This window comes from Micromonospora sp. LOL_025 (genome assembly GCF_048060285.1).
Classification (GTDB): Bacteria; Actinomycetota; Actinomycetes; order Mycobacteriales; family Micromonosporaceae; genus Micromonospora.
This window is the reverse complement of record NZ_JBHMIR010000010.1, coordinates 41,883-56,788: the sequence shown is the minus strand read 5'-3', so window position 1 is coordinate 56,788 and position 14,906 is coordinate 41,883. Positions and strand designations below refer to the sequence as shown.

10 protein-coding genes and 1 tRNA gene are annotated in these 14,906 nt (G+C 68.6%); 10 read left to right on the top strand and 1 reads right to left on the bottom strand.

The genetic code is table 11. The features are described 5' to 3' along the window. Nucleotides 1-169 precede the first annotated feature (169 nt). From ACFHW0_RS15500 to ACFHW0_RS15455, 10 genes are all read left to right on the top strand, one after another. Complete coding sequence (locus ACFHW0_RS15500) at nt 170-5,089, top strand: amino acid adenylation domain-containing protein (RefSeq protein ID WP_416608232.1); 4,920 nt, start codon at nt 170-172, stop codon at nt 5,087-5,089. 3 nt (nt 5,090-5,092) lie between these two features. Further along, the gene (locus ACFHW0_RS15495) at nt 5,093-6,109 is read left to right on the top strand and encodes a threonine ammonia-lyase (RefSeq protein ID WP_416608230.1); all 1,017 of its coding nucleotides are present in this window, start codon (nt 5,093-5,095) and stop codon (nt 6,107-6,109) included. Then, on the top strand, nt 6,097-7,125 hold the full coding sequence (sbnA, locus tag ACFHW0_RS15490) for a 2,3-diaminopropionate biosynthesis protein SbnA (RefSeq protein ID WP_416608228.1): 1,029 nt from the start codon (nt 6,097-6,099) through the stop codon (nt 7,123-7,125). The genes ACFHW0_RS15495 and sbnA overlap by 13 nt, the downstream gene beginning before the upstream one ends. A 132-nt stretch (nt 7,126-7,257) precedes the next feature. Next, nucleotides 7,258-8,286, top strand: a complete 1,029-nt coding sequence (gene sbnB, locus ACFHW0_RS15485; RefSeq protein WP_416608226.1) for a 2,3-diaminopropionate biosynthesis protein SbnB — start codon at nt 7,258-7,260, stop codon at nt 8,284-8,286. Nucleotides 8,287-8,293: 7 nt separating this feature from the next. Beyond that, nucleotides 8,294-9,307, top strand: a complete 1,014-nt coding sequence (locus ACFHW0_RS15480) for an ornithine carbamoyltransferase (protein ID WP_416608224.1) — start codon at nt 8,294-8,296, stop codon at nt 9,305-9,307. A gap of 96 nt (nt 9,308-9,403) precedes the next feature. Then, complete coding sequence (gene ectB, locus ACFHW0_RS15475) at nt 9,404-10,669, top strand: diaminobutyrate--2-oxoglutarate transaminase (protein ID WP_416608222.1); 1,266 nt, start codon at nt 9,404-9,406, stop codon at nt 10,667-10,669. Between the two features lie 8 nt (nt 10,670-10,677). Then, on the top strand, nt 10,678-11,265 hold the full coding sequence (locus tag ACFHW0_RS15470; RefSeq protein WP_416608220.1) for a hypothetical protein: 588 nt from the start codon (nt 10,678-10,680) through the stop codon (nt 11,263-11,265). A 290-nt stretch (nt 11,266-11,555) separates the two neighbouring features. Continuing rightward, complete coding sequence (locus ACFHW0_RS15465) at nt 11,556-12,968, top strand: hypothetical protein (protein WP_416608218.1); 1,413 nt, start codon at nt 11,556-11,558, stop codon at nt 12,966-12,968. Between the two features lie 100 nt (nt 12,969-13,068). Further along, nucleotides 13,069-13,140, top strand: a tRNA-Pro gene (locus tag ACFHW0_RS15460). Between the two features lie 303 nt (nt 13,141-13,443). Continuing rightward, entirely contained in the window at nt 13,444-13,839 is a 396-nt protein-coding gene (locus ACFHW0_RS15455) for a hypothetical protein (protein ID WP_416608216.1), read from the top strand. Between the two features lie 217 nt (nt 13,840-14,056). On the opposite strand, the gene ACFHW0_RS15450 is transcribed toward ACFHW0_RS15455, so the two are convergent. Further along, complete coding sequence (locus ACFHW0_RS15450) at nt 14,057-14,671, bottom strand: dihydrofolate reductase family protein (RefSeq protein WP_416608214.1); 615 nt, start codon at nt 14,669-14,671, stop codon at nt 14,057-14,059. Between the last annotated feature and the right edge of the window lie 235 nt (nt 14,672-14,906).

Here is a 14,906-nt window from a genome sequence, read left to right as displayed (position 1 = left end):
ATCGGGCACGATTAGCCCGTACCCACCCGAAAGCCAGCCGCCCACCGGGGCGGCTGGCTTTCCGTTTTGTCCACCGGAGAATTCCGACGCGAAAGCGGCCGGACAGGGAGACGACAGCCGCACCGAGCATCATCAAAACGAAAGGGAGGCTCGGCGAAAGGATGGGACGATGGTTGCGGACAGCCTGTCGGCGTCGGTCGAAACGCACGCTGCGCGGGCCCCCGAGGCGATCGCCGTCATTGACAGCAGTCGCGAGCTGACGTACTCCCAGCTCGACGCCGAGGCGAACGTCGTCGCCGCCGAACTGCGGCGGCTGGGCGTCGGTCCGGAGCAGTTCGTCGGCATCCTGATGAACCGTTCGGCGGAGTACGTCGTGGGGACCCTCGCGATTCTGAAGGCCGGCGCGGCCTACGTGCCACTGTCGCCGGCCGACCCCGCCGCCCGGATCGAGCTGCTTCTCGCAGACGTGGCCGCGCCGGTGGTGCTGGTAGACGACCAGACGGGCGACCTGGTGTCGGGGGCACCCGGGGTCGCCACCCTCAACGTGCCCGCCGTGCTCCGTCAGCGGCGCTCCGCCTCGTTCGAGCCCTCACCGTTCCACGGCCCGGACCAGGCCTGCTATGTGATCTTCACCTCGGGGTCCACCGGCAAGCCCAAGGGCGTCGTGATCAGTCACCGCAACGTGCTGGGCCTGACCGGCGACCCGCGGTGGACCGAGGAGGCCTGCGCTCGGGTACTCGTCCACTGCCCCTGCAACTTCGACGCCTCCACGGCCGAGCAGTGGATCGCCCTGACCCGCGGCACCACCCTGGTGGTTGCGCCCCCGGGCATCCTCGAGCCGGCCGACCTCGGCCGGGTCATCGCCGAGCATCAGGTCACCACCGTCCTGTTGACGACCGGCCTGTTCAACGTCGTCGTCGCCGAGCACGGGGAGATCCTGAAGAACACCCGGCTGCTGTGGACCGCCGGTGATCGGGCGTCCACGGCGGCGGTGTTGCGCGCTCTGGAGGTAGCTCCGCAGGCCGTGGTCTACAACGGCTACGGGCCCACCGAGGCGACCGTCCTCAGCACGATCCAACAGGTCACCTCGGACCAGTCGCCAGACCGTACGGTGCCCATCGGCTCGGCGATGGCGGACAAGACCGTGCACATCCTGGGACCGGACCTGCGGGAGGTGCCCGAGGGAGCGGTCGGTGAACTCCACATCGGCGGCGGCGGGCTCGCCCGAGGCTACCTGCGCCAGCCCGCGCTGACGGCCGAGCGGTTCATCCCCGATCCGTTCGGCCCGCCGGGCGCGCGGCTCTACCGCACCGGCGACCTCGCCCGGCGATTGCCCGACAGGGCCATCGACTTCGTGGGTCGCGCGGACAACCAGGTCAAGCTCCGCGGTTTTCGCATCGAACTCGGCGAGATCGAGACCGTCGTGGGCGGACATCCGGGCGTACACGAGGTGATCGTCGTGGTCAGGGAGGACCAGCCCGGACGTAAGCAACTCGTCGCGTACGTGGTCGCCGACCCGCTGGCCGGCCTCACCCCTGCTTCGCTGCGGCGGGCCGTGGCGAAGCAGCTACCGAGCTACATGGTGCCGCTCGTCATGATGATGGACGCACTGCCGCTGACCTCGAACCAGAAGGTGGACCGCTCCGCCCTGCCCGCGCCGGACGTTGCCAGCGGCTCGACGGCGACCTTCGACAGCGCCCTCGAACGGGAGGTCGCCGAGGTGGTCGGCGACCTCCTGGGCGTGCCGTCCGTGGGTCCAGAGGACGGCTTCTACGAGATCGGAGGCGACTCCCTCCTCGCCATGCGCGTGGCCGCGCGACTGCGCCGGCGACTGGGTGTCGACGCTGCTGCGAAAGTGCTGCTGCGCGGTGGCACGATCCGCGAGGTGATCCGCCGGAGCGGTGCCGCCCCGCCCCACCTTGATCCAGTCCCCGTCGTGGATCGGGAGTTGCCGCTGCTCCCGTCGTTCGGGCAGGAACGCCTGTGGTACCTGGACCAGGCGAACCCCGACAACCGGGAGTACGTCCTGCCGTTAGCGCTACGGCTGCGCGGCGCACTCGATCCCACCGCGCTGAGGGCCGCACTGCGCGCCGTCCTCGCCCGGCACGAGGCGCTGCGCACGGGGATCGTCGAGGTCGACGGCGAACCGCGCCAGGTCATCGCGCCCGTGGAAGCTGTGCCGGAAATCGCCTGCACGGACCTGAGCAACCTCGACGGGGGAGCGCTCGCCGAGGCGCGAGCGCTCGCCCAGCGGCAGGCCGGCGCGCCGTTCGACCTCGACGCGCCGCCGATGATCCGGGCCGACCTGGTGCGGTTGGCCGACGACGACCACCTCCTGCTGCTGGCCGTGCACCACATCGCATCCGACGCGTGGTCCCTGGCCGTGCTGGCCGGAGAACTCGCCGACGAGTATCGAGCCGCCGCCAAGGGTGAGCCGGCGATGGTGCCGCCACCGCCGGTGCAGTACGCCGACTTCGCCGCGTGGCAGAGGGAACAGCTCTCGGGCGAGCGACTGGAGGCCGGCGTCCGGTTCTGGGCTGACCATCTGGTCGGCGCGCCGCCGTCCGCGCTGCCCACCGACCGTCCGCGGCCGCCCCTGCGCTCCTCCGAGGGGGGCGAGGTCCAGGTGCGGATGCCCGCCGCGCTGATGGCCGGGCTGCGCCGCCTCGGCCTCGACCACGACGCCACGATGTTCATGGTCGTCATGGCCGTCTTCCATCTCTTCCTGGCCCGCTACAGCGGCCAGTCGGACGTGGTGACAGGGACCGCGGTAGCCAACCGTCCCCGTCCCGAGTTCGAGGCCCTGATCGGGTTCTTCACCAACACGATCGCCCTACGCTCCCAGGTCCACGCCGAGGACACCTTCCCCGACCTGCTCGCCCGGGTACGGGAGACGGCGCTGGGCGCGTTCGCCTATCAGGACGTGCCTTTGGAGCGGGTGGTGGAGCGCGTCGCCCCGCCGCGGGACCCGTCCCGGCATCCGATCTTCCAAGTCATGCTCGTGGTGCAGAACGCGCCGACACCCTCCTGGAACCTCGGAGTGGTGCGGGCCGAGGAACATCCGCTGGCGGAGGAGGCAGCCCGCTTCGACCTCACGCTGTACGCCGATGAGGTCGACGCCGGGATGAGGCTGCGGTTCGTCTACGCCCGCGACCTGTTCGACGTCTCGACCGTGCGTCGCATGGCCGAGAACTTCCTCCGGCTGGCGGAGTCGGTCGTCGCCAGTCCCGACGCACCTGTCGGCGACCTGGACATGTTGACCGGCTCCGAGGCCCGGCAGATCGCCGAGCACGCCGGCACCTCGTCGGCCGGCCTGACGGCGTGCGCGCACCAGATCGTCGAGGCCGTCGCGGCGCGCCTGCCTGACGCCGTGGCCGTGGAATGCGGCGACGCGCGGCTGACCTACGGCGAACTGCAGCGCCGGTCCACGGAACTCTGCCACGTCCTGTGGGAACGTGGCGTACACCCGGAGGACCGCGTGGGTCTCTGGGTGCGCCGCAGCGTCGACACGGTCGTGGGCCTCCTGGGCATCCTTAAATCCGGCGCCACGTATGTCCCGTTCGACGAGGACCTGCCCGCCGCGCGAATCTCCGGCATGGTGGCCGACGCGCAGCTGACCGCGTTGGTCGGCGACGAGAGTGCCCCGCCCCTGGCGCCGCTGGTGAGACTCGACCGCCTGGCCCCGGCACCGCCGCGGTACTCCGCCGAACCGGCGCCCGGCAACGTCGCGTACCTGGTCTTCACCTCTGGCAGCACGGGCCAGCCCAAGGGTGTCATGGGCACGCACGGGGGCCTGGCCAACTACCTGCACTACACGCGGAGCGCGTACGAGCTGACGCAGCGGGATGTCGTCCTGCAACTGCCCTCGCTGGCGTACGACGCCTCCCTGCGGGACATTCTCGCTCCGCTGGCCGCCGGCGCGCGCGTGGTCCTGCTGCCCTTCGACGTGCCCAAGACGCCCGAGACTGTCCGGGAAACCATCGACAAGCATGGCGTCACGGCGCTGCTGAGCACCGTGCCCTCGATGCTGCGGGAGTTCGAACTGCTCGGCAACCGGCGGCCGCGGAGCCTGCGGCTGGTGGTGAGCAGCGGCGAAAGCATGCGCCTGGCGGGGGAATGGCCGCAGGACGGGGCGCTGACGGTGCTGAACCAGTACGGCCCCACCGAGTGCGCGATGACCACCACCGTTCGCCGCTGCGACTGCCCGAGCGACGTCGTGGGAAGGCCAATCCCGAACGCCCGCGTCTTCGTCCTGGACGGTCGTCTGCACCCGGTGCCGCTCGGCGTCCCGGGGGAGCTGTACATCGCCGGAGCCGGTCTGGCCCGGGGGTATCTGGGACGCCCGGGCGAGACGGCCGGCCGGTTCATACCGAACCCGTACGGGGCGCCGGGTGACCGGATGTACCGGACAGGAGACCAGGTCCGTCTTCTCGGCGACGGTGACCTGGAGTTTGTCAGGCGGATCGACCGGCAGCTCAAGATACGCGGAAACCGCGTCGAGCCGGGCGAGATCGAGGCGGTGCTGGCCAGCCACCCGAGCGTCACCCGCGCGGGCGTACGGCTGTGCGGCGACGTCGATGCGGTACTCGTCGCGTACGTCGAGCCCGTGAGAGGCGGGGCGCCACCCACCAGCACCGCGCTGAGGGCGCACCTCGCCGCGTACCTGCCCGACCACATGATTCCCGCAGCGTTCGCGGTACTCGACCCTCTACCCACGACCGTCAGCGGAAAGATCGACTATCGGGCGCTGCCGGACGGGTTGCCCGAGCGGCTCGACGGCGAACGCTACGTGCCACCGCGCAACGGTGTGGAGCGGAGGGTCGCCGCGATCTGGTGCGAACTGCTCGGGCTCGAGCGGGTGGGGGTGCACGACGAGTTCTTCACCCTCGGCGGCCACTCCCTGCTCGCCACCCGCGTGGTGTCGCGGCTCAAGCGCGCGTTCCAGCTCGAACTGACCGTGCTGGACTTTCTGAACTCGCCGACCGTCGCCGGGGTGGCGAGGGTGCTGGCCGACGCGCACGCCGCCCGCATGCGCGCCCTGTTCGGCCCGGCCGACCAGCGGTCCGGCGCGGGCGTCGGGACTGGCTGAGCGATGCTGGGGGTCCCCAACGCAGATGACGTCCTCGCCGCTGCAGACGCCGTCTACGGCATCGCGAGGGCAACGTCATTGACGCCGCTGGACGGCACAGACCTACTGCTCAAATGCGAATCGCAGCAGGTCACCGGCTCCTTCAAGCTCCGTGGCGCGGTCGCCGCAGTTGCCGCTGCGGCGGCAACCGGCGTCGCGCACGTCGTGGCCGGTTCGTCAGGAAACCACGGCATCGCGCTGGCGCATGCCGCCGCCGCACGCGGCATCAAGGCGACAGTGTTCATGACCCGGTCGTCGTCGGCGTGGAAACGCGAGCGGATCTGGCGCGAAGGTGCCGAGGTCGTCCTGTGCGACCACGGCAACGACCAGCGTGATCAGGCCGCCCGACAGCACGCCGCGCGAACGGGGGCCGTGTTCGTCTCCTCGCACGACGATGCCGCCGTGATCGCCGGCCAGGGCACGGTAGCCATGGAGGTCCTCCAGCAGGCTCCCGAGGTCACGCACATCTTCGTCCCGGTCGGAGGCGGCGGCCTGCTCGCGGGGACCTGCCTGGTCGCCGGCGCCACCGGGGTACGGGTGATCGGTGTCGAACCTGTCGGAGCCGACCGGTACACGCGTTCCCTACGCGTCGGGCGCCCAGTACGGCTGGACCGGGTGAGTACCGCCTGCGACGGTGTGCGGGCGCAGACGCCGGGACGCCTCTCCTTCGCGTGCGTCCAGGACACGGTGCACCGGATGGTCACGGTCACCGACGCGCAGGTGTTCGCGGCCATGGCTCGACTCGCCACGGCCGGTCTGCCGTGCGAGGTGACCGGCGCACTCGCCGTCGCTGGCGCGCTGAGCGTGGGTATCGAACCGGGCGCGACGGCGGTGGCCGTCGTGTCGGGCGCAAACAGCCACATAGTCACTCAGCCCGTGCAACCGGCCTTCAGTACGGGGCCCCCGCGGAATCACCCGCGACCGGGGTGGGCAACGAGCAAGTCCAGAACATCTGATCGGGAGCGAAGATGGCGACCATAGTCACCGATCCACTCGACTTCAATATCGATGAGCTGTACGTCGGCCTGCGCGAGTTGTTCGGCTGGAATCTGTACCTCAAATGCGAGGGCTTCAACTTCGCGGGATCGGTCAAGCTGAAGGCCGCTATCGAGATGGTCGAGTCGATGGAACGCGAGGGTGGCCTGTCTCCCGAGGACACCCTGATCGAGTCGTCGTCGGGAAACATGGGGGTGGCGCTGAGCATGGTGGCCGCGCGGAAGGGCTACCGCTTCGTCTGCGTGACAGATATCCGCTGCACGCTCGCCGCCCGCCGCCTCATGGCCGCTCTCGGTGCCGTGGTGCACGTGGTCACCGACCGCGACGAGCAACAGGGGTTCCTCAGCACGCGCCTGGCACTGGTGCGCCGCCTCTGCGAGAGCAACGACAACTTCGTCTGGCTCAACCAGTACGCGAACTCGGCCAACTGGAACGCCCACTACCGCAAGACCGGACCAGATATCGCGCGTGCCTTCCCGAACCTCGACGTGCTGTTCGTCGGTGCCGGCACCACCGGCACGTTGATGGGCTGCGCCCGCTACTTCAAGAGCTTCCGGCCCGAGGTCACGGTGGTCGCAGTTGACGCGGCAGGGTCGGTCTCCTTCGGTGGGCCGCCGGGCGAACGCTTGCTACCGGGCCTGGGCACGAGCGTCCGGCCCAGCATCCTCGACGAGTCGTACGTCGACGACATCGTCCACGTCAGCGAGCCTGAGGCCATCGCCGCCTGCCACCGGTTGGGCCGCAGCGGTTTCCTCTTCGGCGGTTCGACGGGAACCGTGGTGCACGGAGCGGTCACCTGGCTACGGCAGCACCGTGGGCCGGCGCCGACCGCGGCGGTCGCCATCGCCCCGGACCTGGGCGGCAACTACGCCGACACGGTCTACGACCCCGACTGGCTGCACCGCTCCTACGGGAGTCGACTGGCCGACCTTCCGCTCGCGCCACTGCCCTGGGACGCCGAGACCTCCCTGCTGGGTGGGCAGGGGTCGAGCTGGAGCTGAGCCGCTCGTCCCAGACCGTTCCGCCGGCGGCAGCGAAGGCGGTGCGCTGCACACCGGAATGACCGGCACCGCCACCACGCTCCGCGCTTCGACGCGGGATTCGCCACGCTGCCTCACGAATGGGGGTCCGCAATGACGGAACCAGGTCCCATACCCGGCTTCAGCGTCATCTCCGGCGCTCAGGTCGCGGATGTATTGAAGAATCGGGAACGGCAGGTGATGCAGCTCGTCGGGGAGGCTTATTCGACACACTCCGCAGGTCATACCGTCAACCCACGGTCGTCCTTCCTCACGTTCGCGGGCCGCCCTGGCGCGCGAATCATCGCGCTTCCGGCGTCCATCGACGGTCAGGTAGGCGTGGACGGCATCAAGTGGATCGCCAGTGTCCCCGCCAACATCGAGCACGGCATCCCGCGTGCGTCGGCGGTACTGATCCTCAACGACCAGCGGACCGGTTACCCATTCGCTTGCCTGGAGAGCTCGATCATCAGCGCGACGCGCACGGCGGCGTCCGCCGCGCTGGCGGCGACGTTCCTGCGGCAGGCCAACGCGACTTCCGTCGGGTTCGTCGGCACCGGTCTGATCGCCCGGTACATCCACCAGTACCTGACTGCGGCAGGGTTCACGTTCACCGAGGTGAACCTGTTCGACCTGTCGACCGCGAGCGCCCAGAGCTTCGGGTCATCCTTGTGTCAAGCCGACCCGTCACAGTCAGTCGTGGTGCACGACAATCCGCGGTCCCTCATCGAGACCTCGGATGTCGTGGTGTTCGCGACGGTGGCGCCCGCACCGCACATCCATGACGTCTCGTGGTTCGCGCACCGACCCCTGGTGCTGCACATCTCGCTTCGTGACCTGGCCCCGGAGATCATCCTCGACGCGACGAACGTCGTTGACGACGTCGACCACTGCCTCACCGCCCAGACATCCTTGCACCTGACGGAGACCAGGGTGGGAAACCGCAACTTCGTCCACGGGACGATCGACGACGTGGCCACCGGCAGACTGGCCCCGAGCACCGACCGGACCACCATCGTCTCGCCGTTCGGCATGGGCATCCTCGACCTCGCGGTGGCCAAGTTTGTCTACGACGAACTCGCCGCTGCAGGCGAGCTCGAGCCCGTCCCCGGCTTCTTCCACGACCTTCGACGACACGGATGAGGCGGACATGACCGACATCGCCGTGAACCCGAGACTGACGAATGTCCCAGCCTCGGAGGGCCGTCGCGCACACGGCCTGTTCTCGCTCGAGGACCTGAGCGACGACACCTACCACAGGCTGGTCCGCCGGTCGTACGAGCTGTTCAGCGAGCCATCCGATCACCGGTCACCGTTGAGCGGTGCCGTCGTGGGCCTTCTTTTCACCAGGACGTCGACGCGCACCAGGACGGCCTTCACGACTGCGGCCCTGCGACTCGGCGGGCAGGTCATCAGCTACGGCCCGAACGATCTGCAACTCGCGACCGGGGAGTCCATCGCCGACACCGGACGCGTCTTGGGCAGTATGCTCGACGGCCTGGTGGCGCGCACCGCCGGGCCCATGACGCAGCTCCGCGAGCTGTCCCGCGTAGGAAACCTCCGCGTCGTCAACGCCATGGCTGCGGAGGAACACCCGACCCAGGCCATCTGCGACGTCGCCACGCTCGCGCTCCTCGCTGGCCCAGGCAGGAGGCTCGACGGGCTGCGGCTGCTGTACGTGGGGGAGGGCAACAACACCGCTACCGCCCTGGCCCTTGCCCTGGCCAGGCTACCCGGTAGCAGGACCACGTTCGCCACGCCCGCCGGGTACGGTCTTCCGCCCGGATACCTGGAAGCCGCCCGTCAGCGCGGACGGGCGACCGGAGCGCGCGTCGAGGAGGTTCATGACCTGGCCGACGTCAGGGGTGACTTCGACGTCGTCTACACCACGCGATGGCAGACCACGGGCACCGCCAAACAGGATCCGCACTGGCGGGAGACATTCCGCCCGTTTCACGTTGATGCGGCTCTGCTGCGACGCTGGCCATCGAGCGTCTTCATGCACGACCTGCCGGCCCATCGGGGGGAGGAGGTGGAGTCATCGGTGCTCGACGGACCGAGATCGATCGCATGGACACAGGCACGGATGAAGCTCTCCAGCGCGATGGCCGTCATGGAGTGGCTCCTGACATCCGGCGACGTCATTGACGGAACTGCTGAATGACCGAATGAGAGTCCTGGCCTGACATGCACCGTCCGTGCCGGCGGGCCCTGTCGTCGCCGGCACCGACACATTGGCATCGCGACCTGGAGGCGCAGAGTGACGGTTGTCCCGAACGACGTATTGGCATTCGACGAGCACGAGTCGGAGGTGCGGCTGTACTGCCGGAAGTTCCCGGCGGTGTTCACCCGCGGCAAGGGAGCGTGGCTGACCAGCGAGGACGGCCGGCAATACCTGGACTTCTTCTGTGGGGCCGGTGCCCTCAACTACGGTCACAACCCCGACTGGATCCTGGACGCTCTGCAGTCCTATCTGCGCGACGACGGGATCGTGCACGGGTTGGACATGTACACGAGCGCCAAGCGCACCTTCATCGAGACCTTCAACCGGACCATCCTGCGGCCCCGGCACCTGACGTACCGGCTCCAGTTCTGCGGCCCGACGGGGACCGACGCGGTGGAGGCGGCTCTCAAGCTCGCCCGGAAGGTGACCGGCCGGCAGCTTGTGGTGTCGTTCACCGGTGGCTTCCACGGAATGTCCTGCGGATCGCTCGCAGTCACGGGCAGCCGCCGGGCCCGGGCCGCCGGGTCTGTCCGCCTCCAGGACGTGATCTTCGTGCCGTACGAGGACGGGCCTGGAGGCCGGTTCGATTCGATCGCCTATCTCCAACGCCTGCTCGACGACCCATCGTCCGGAGTGGAACTCCCCGCTGCGGTCATCGTGGAGTCTACGCAAGTCGAGGGTGGCGTGTATCCGGCGACGGCTGACTGGTTGCGTGCCCTTCGAAGCTTCACTCAGGAGCGTGGTGTCCTGCTGATCTGCGACGAGATACAGACTGGCTGTGGCCGTACGGGGACCTTCTTCGGATTCGAGCACGCCGGCGTCCAGCCGGACATGGTGACCTTGTCGAAATCGATCGGAGGTGCTGGTCTACCCATGTCGTTGAACCTCATCAGGCCGGATCTCGACGTCTGGAAGTCAGGCGAACACACCGGGACTTTCCGCGGTAACCAGCTGGCCTTCGTCGCCGGTGCCGCAGCCCTCGCCGTCTGGCAGGACTCGTCCTTCCTGTGGCGCCTGGAGAGGTTGTCGGCGCGAATGTCCGCCTTCGCCGGGAGACTGCGTGACATCGACGCGGGCATCGTCACGCGGGGCAGGGGGATGATTCTCGGCATCGACGTGAATCGCTCCGGTGGGGCCGGCCGTGCGGAGAAGATCCAACAGCGGTGTTTCGCCGAAGGGCTGATTGTCGAGCTTTGCGGGCGCGGCGACGAGGTCATCAAACTCATGCCCCCGTTGACCATCGAGGAAGAGCACCTCGAACAGGGGCTGTCCCTGGTGGAAACCGCCATTCGGCAGGCGTAAGGATGGCCATGTCCGATCTCATAAGGGTTGACATGCCTTCCGACCCGGACAGGAGACCAATCGAGCGAATCGCGAAGACCGACGGTTCCACGACCCAGGCGTTGGTCACGAGCCTCGTGGCGGGCGCCACCTCCTGCTTCCTGGTCGCCAACGCCGCCGAAAACCCGAGCACGGTGGACTGGAGTCGGGTGGCCCGGGAGGCGTTCCGGGGAGCCGGGCGACTCTGGCTCGCCGGGGTTGTCGTGCTGTCGCACCGAGGCGACCGGCACTTCGCGGTGCGGTTCCTCTCGCCGGACGGCGAGGAAGGCCCGCCCGCCGACGACGCCCTGCGCTGTGCCGCGAGCCTGATCGACGATCAGTACGGATACAAGAAGTTCACGCTGCATTGGTGGGCGTCGCCCACCGCAGTGACCATGTCCCAATCGCTGGTCGCACTCCACCCAGGCCCCGAGCCGCAATCAAGCAGCGCCACAGCCGCCGTTGAGACGGACGGTGTCGTCCACAACTCGGCCGGGGCGACCGGATGGGTGTGCCGCCCGGCCGCCGTTCTGCTGTCCGGTCGTCTGATGATGTCGGGTGACAGGGCAGGTCCCTGAGGTTCAGAGGACGACGATCGACTGCGGATAGTTCGGCGGCGAACCAACGGTGTAAGGATGACACTGTCGACGTCTACGCCGACACGAAGATCGACCATCGACCTTCGCGTCACCTTCTCAGCGAGGCGCAACTCCGCAACCATCGCCATCTGCAGCAGTCCGCGTCCGCGCAACGATCACAACCGAGATACTGCCTGGCTCTCGCCACCCGTCACACGGGCCGAAGAAGGCACGGCCGCAGCGGCGAATCGGATTGCTTCGGTCTCGTCGTACCTGCCAGGATGCCCGCCATGTCAATCGCCGATACCTCTGCCGAGGAAGCCCTGGTCGCGCTGCACACATCGCTCGATGAGCGGCGCCGGCCGGAGGAGGTCGCGCATCTCGTGTTGCGAGTGGTGGGCGGCCGGCTGGGCCTTCGCGAGCGGATGACGTTAGGGCGGGCGGCTCGTGCAGCGTCGCGCTGGAACGGGTGGAGTTCGATGTCGGCAGACTTCGCGCGGCCGGTCGGAGGTGCCCGCCAGATTGACGCCGCGGCGCGGCTGTTCGAGCTGTCGCGAGGCGGCATCGACCCGGACGATCCGGTTTCTCTGCTCGATTTCTCTGCCCGCCTGGGCGAAGCGCTCGGTGCCGTCGATCCCGCCCGGCTGGATTTTCTGCGTGATCGGTTGAACCGGGAGGGCCGGGCTGCGGCAGGGATCGAGTTGTCGAAGCGGCAGTACAACCGGCGGTTTCGGGTGACGCAGCGGCTATCGGCGAAAGCTGACAGGTTGGCGGTCGAGCAGAGGAAGAGGCATTTGACGATGGTCGCGCGGGCCGGGTTCGCGGCGAGCATCGAGCGGGGCAGGTTTCTGGCTGATCCGTCGGCGGGGTGCTTCGTGGCGTATTTGACCGCCAAGCGCAAACTACGCCGGGAGTTCACGTTGTCGGGGCGGGACAACCCGTACGACGACGTTGCCGACGTGCTCTTCAAGCGCTGCGTCGCCAACCCGGCGACGGACTGGTGGATGATTGCACAGGCATATCCGACGCCGTCCGTGCTGGCCCGGCTGACCGACGCTCAGCGTGGTGAACTGCTGGGCCGGTGGTGGGCGACGATGCGCCACGTCGCTGCTCTGCTCAAGCGGGTGTGGTCGGCCAGTGAGTTCGACCAGGCCACCATGATCGTAAGGCGGGGTAACGACTCGTCGACGTGGAACCTCTTGTGCGGCACGTACAACACTGCGCGGGCGGCGTGGATCGCGACGCTGGACGCATCCGGCAGCCTTGGCCTGCTGGATGCGTCCTGCCCGGGCAAGGCGATGATGTTGATCGCGGCGGACCTGGCGGCGTGGCACCGGTCGACCGGCGGCGGTCCGCACCCCGACGTGGGCGTGTGGGCTCGGCTGCCGCTGCCGTGGGACGTGCTCGACGGCACCGCCGCTTGCTCCCGTACGGATGTGGAGGCGGCATGCGCCGATGGTGGAGTTGACCCGGTCAAGTCGGGTTGGGCCGGGCCGAAGACGCCAGCAGCCGTCGGGGTGTTCCGGCCTACGCCCGAGTTGGTGCACGGAGTGTCGATCGCGGACCCGCTGTGGGCGGCGATGCTGCGTACCGGTGGGGCCTTCTCCGGAAAGATGGTCAAGGGCGGCTTGGATCGATCCCTGATTCCCGTCGACGTCGTGGTAAGCGAGCTGCCGAAACCGGGTGGACACGTCGGGCGGTGATCGGGCAGCATGACCGCGCCCGTCGTAGCTCAGTGGTAGAGCGCCCGGCTCTGGTCCGGGTGGACGCTGGTTCGAGCCCAGCCGACGAGGCCTGTGGAGATCCGTTGTAGCTCAGTGGTAGAGCACCCGGCTAGGGACCGGGAGGTCGCCGGTTCGAGCCCGGTCAACGGATCTCCCGCCGCAACCCTGGCGCGGTGGGGAGCAGCGCGGCGGGACATCGACGGCGGGGCCGAGGCGGCGGGACCCGCGGCGAGCGGCCAGTGGATCGCCGCCGTACTCGTGGTTGGTGCACCCCGGGCCGCCTGCCATCCGCTCATGCCGCCGACCGCGCGTCACGGGGCGGAGCCGCTGTCCATGGATGGCGGTGCGAGGTCGTGCCGAGAGAAGTGCACCGGCCCGGAGGTCGCTACGCTGCGGTCCGTGAGCTACGACCTGTACTCCTGGCCGTCCGGGGCAGCCGAGAATCCTCGCCGACATGATCGCTCCGTGGCATCACGATCTGGGTTGGCGGCAGCCATGGGGCCCTATCGAGGTCGCCGATCGATTCGTCGGGGTGACCCTGCCCTACGGCTGGAAGGACACAACGCACTCTCTGTACTGGCCGGCGCGTATGGGCTCGACTCGTACGACCCGCAATCGGAACAGCTGGCGTCGCCCGGATCGCTGCCCCAGGACAGGGGAGTTCGCGACGAAGTCACGCGGGTCGAGGGATGCAGTCGACGGCTGGTTCGAGTACCCGCTCGCGGGCACGCCCACGCTGGTAATCCGACTGGCGCCGTCACCGGGTAGCGCAGTGGTCAGTGTCCGCGTCGAAGGCACCATGGATCTGGTGCTGGCCACACGGATAGAGACGCTGCTCGACCTGCTGTAACGACTCGTAGAGCAACAAGTGTCGGCGTACCGGTTGTGGTGCCAAGCCGCCTGCCGCCATCGAGGACACGCCCCGGCTCTGCTCGATGGCGGCGTGCCGGCAGATGCACGAACGCCCCGATCGCGGCGGTACCGGCCATCGACGGTACCGGCCGGTCGGGGCGGAGTTGACGCATCCCGAGTTCGTGATGGGCGACCTCGTCCGGCCGAATCAGTCGTCAGCGCTCCGCGGGTCGTCCAAGCGCCGGCGGACCGGACGGGGCTGTCGGTCGCTGTCCGAGAGGGCGGTAGCGGAGGTGTACGACGCCGTTTCGGAATCGGCGCTCGTCGAGGAGCTCGAGGTCTGCGCGCAGGCCGGTCGGTAGCCCTGGCTTGCCCCCGCCGACGACAATGGGCCAGATGAACAGCTGGCACTCGTCGACCAGCCCGGCCTTGAAGGCCTGCGTCGCGAGGTTGGCACCTCCTACGGTGAGATCGCTGCTGGCAGTCGCCTTCAGTTGGTGTAGTGCGGCGGGGTCGAAACGGCGTTCGAGTCGGGTGTCGGCGGTTGACACCGCGGCGAGGGTCGTGGAGTACACGACTTTGCTCGCCGCCTGCCAGGCGCTCGCGAAGTCGGCCATGAGGTCGGACTGCGCGGTCAGAGCGGCGTCGGTCTCCCAGACCGCCATCGATTCGTAGAGGCGCCGCCCGTAGAGAAACGTGCCCACGGGCCGCAGCAGGTCGGTGGTGAACGCGAATACCTCATCGTCGGGTGGGAACCAGGCGAACGCGCCGCGTTCGTCCTCGATGTAGCCGTCAAGCGAGACGTTCGTCGCGTAAATCAGCTTGCCCATGCCGTTACCTCTCCATGGTCGATCGAACTAGATCAAGTAGCGGGCCGCCTCATGACCCACTTGCCCCCGGGAGGCCGAAACCGACTGCCTTCACCTGTTCTACGAACGACCCGCAGCGGATCCGACACCGTGCCAGAACGTCCTCGGACTCGCCGCTCGGCGCCAATGATCGTTAGCACGTCCGTAGCCTGCCTGACTCTGCGATGAGCGCCGGGCTGCTGTGCGTTCTCGCCGG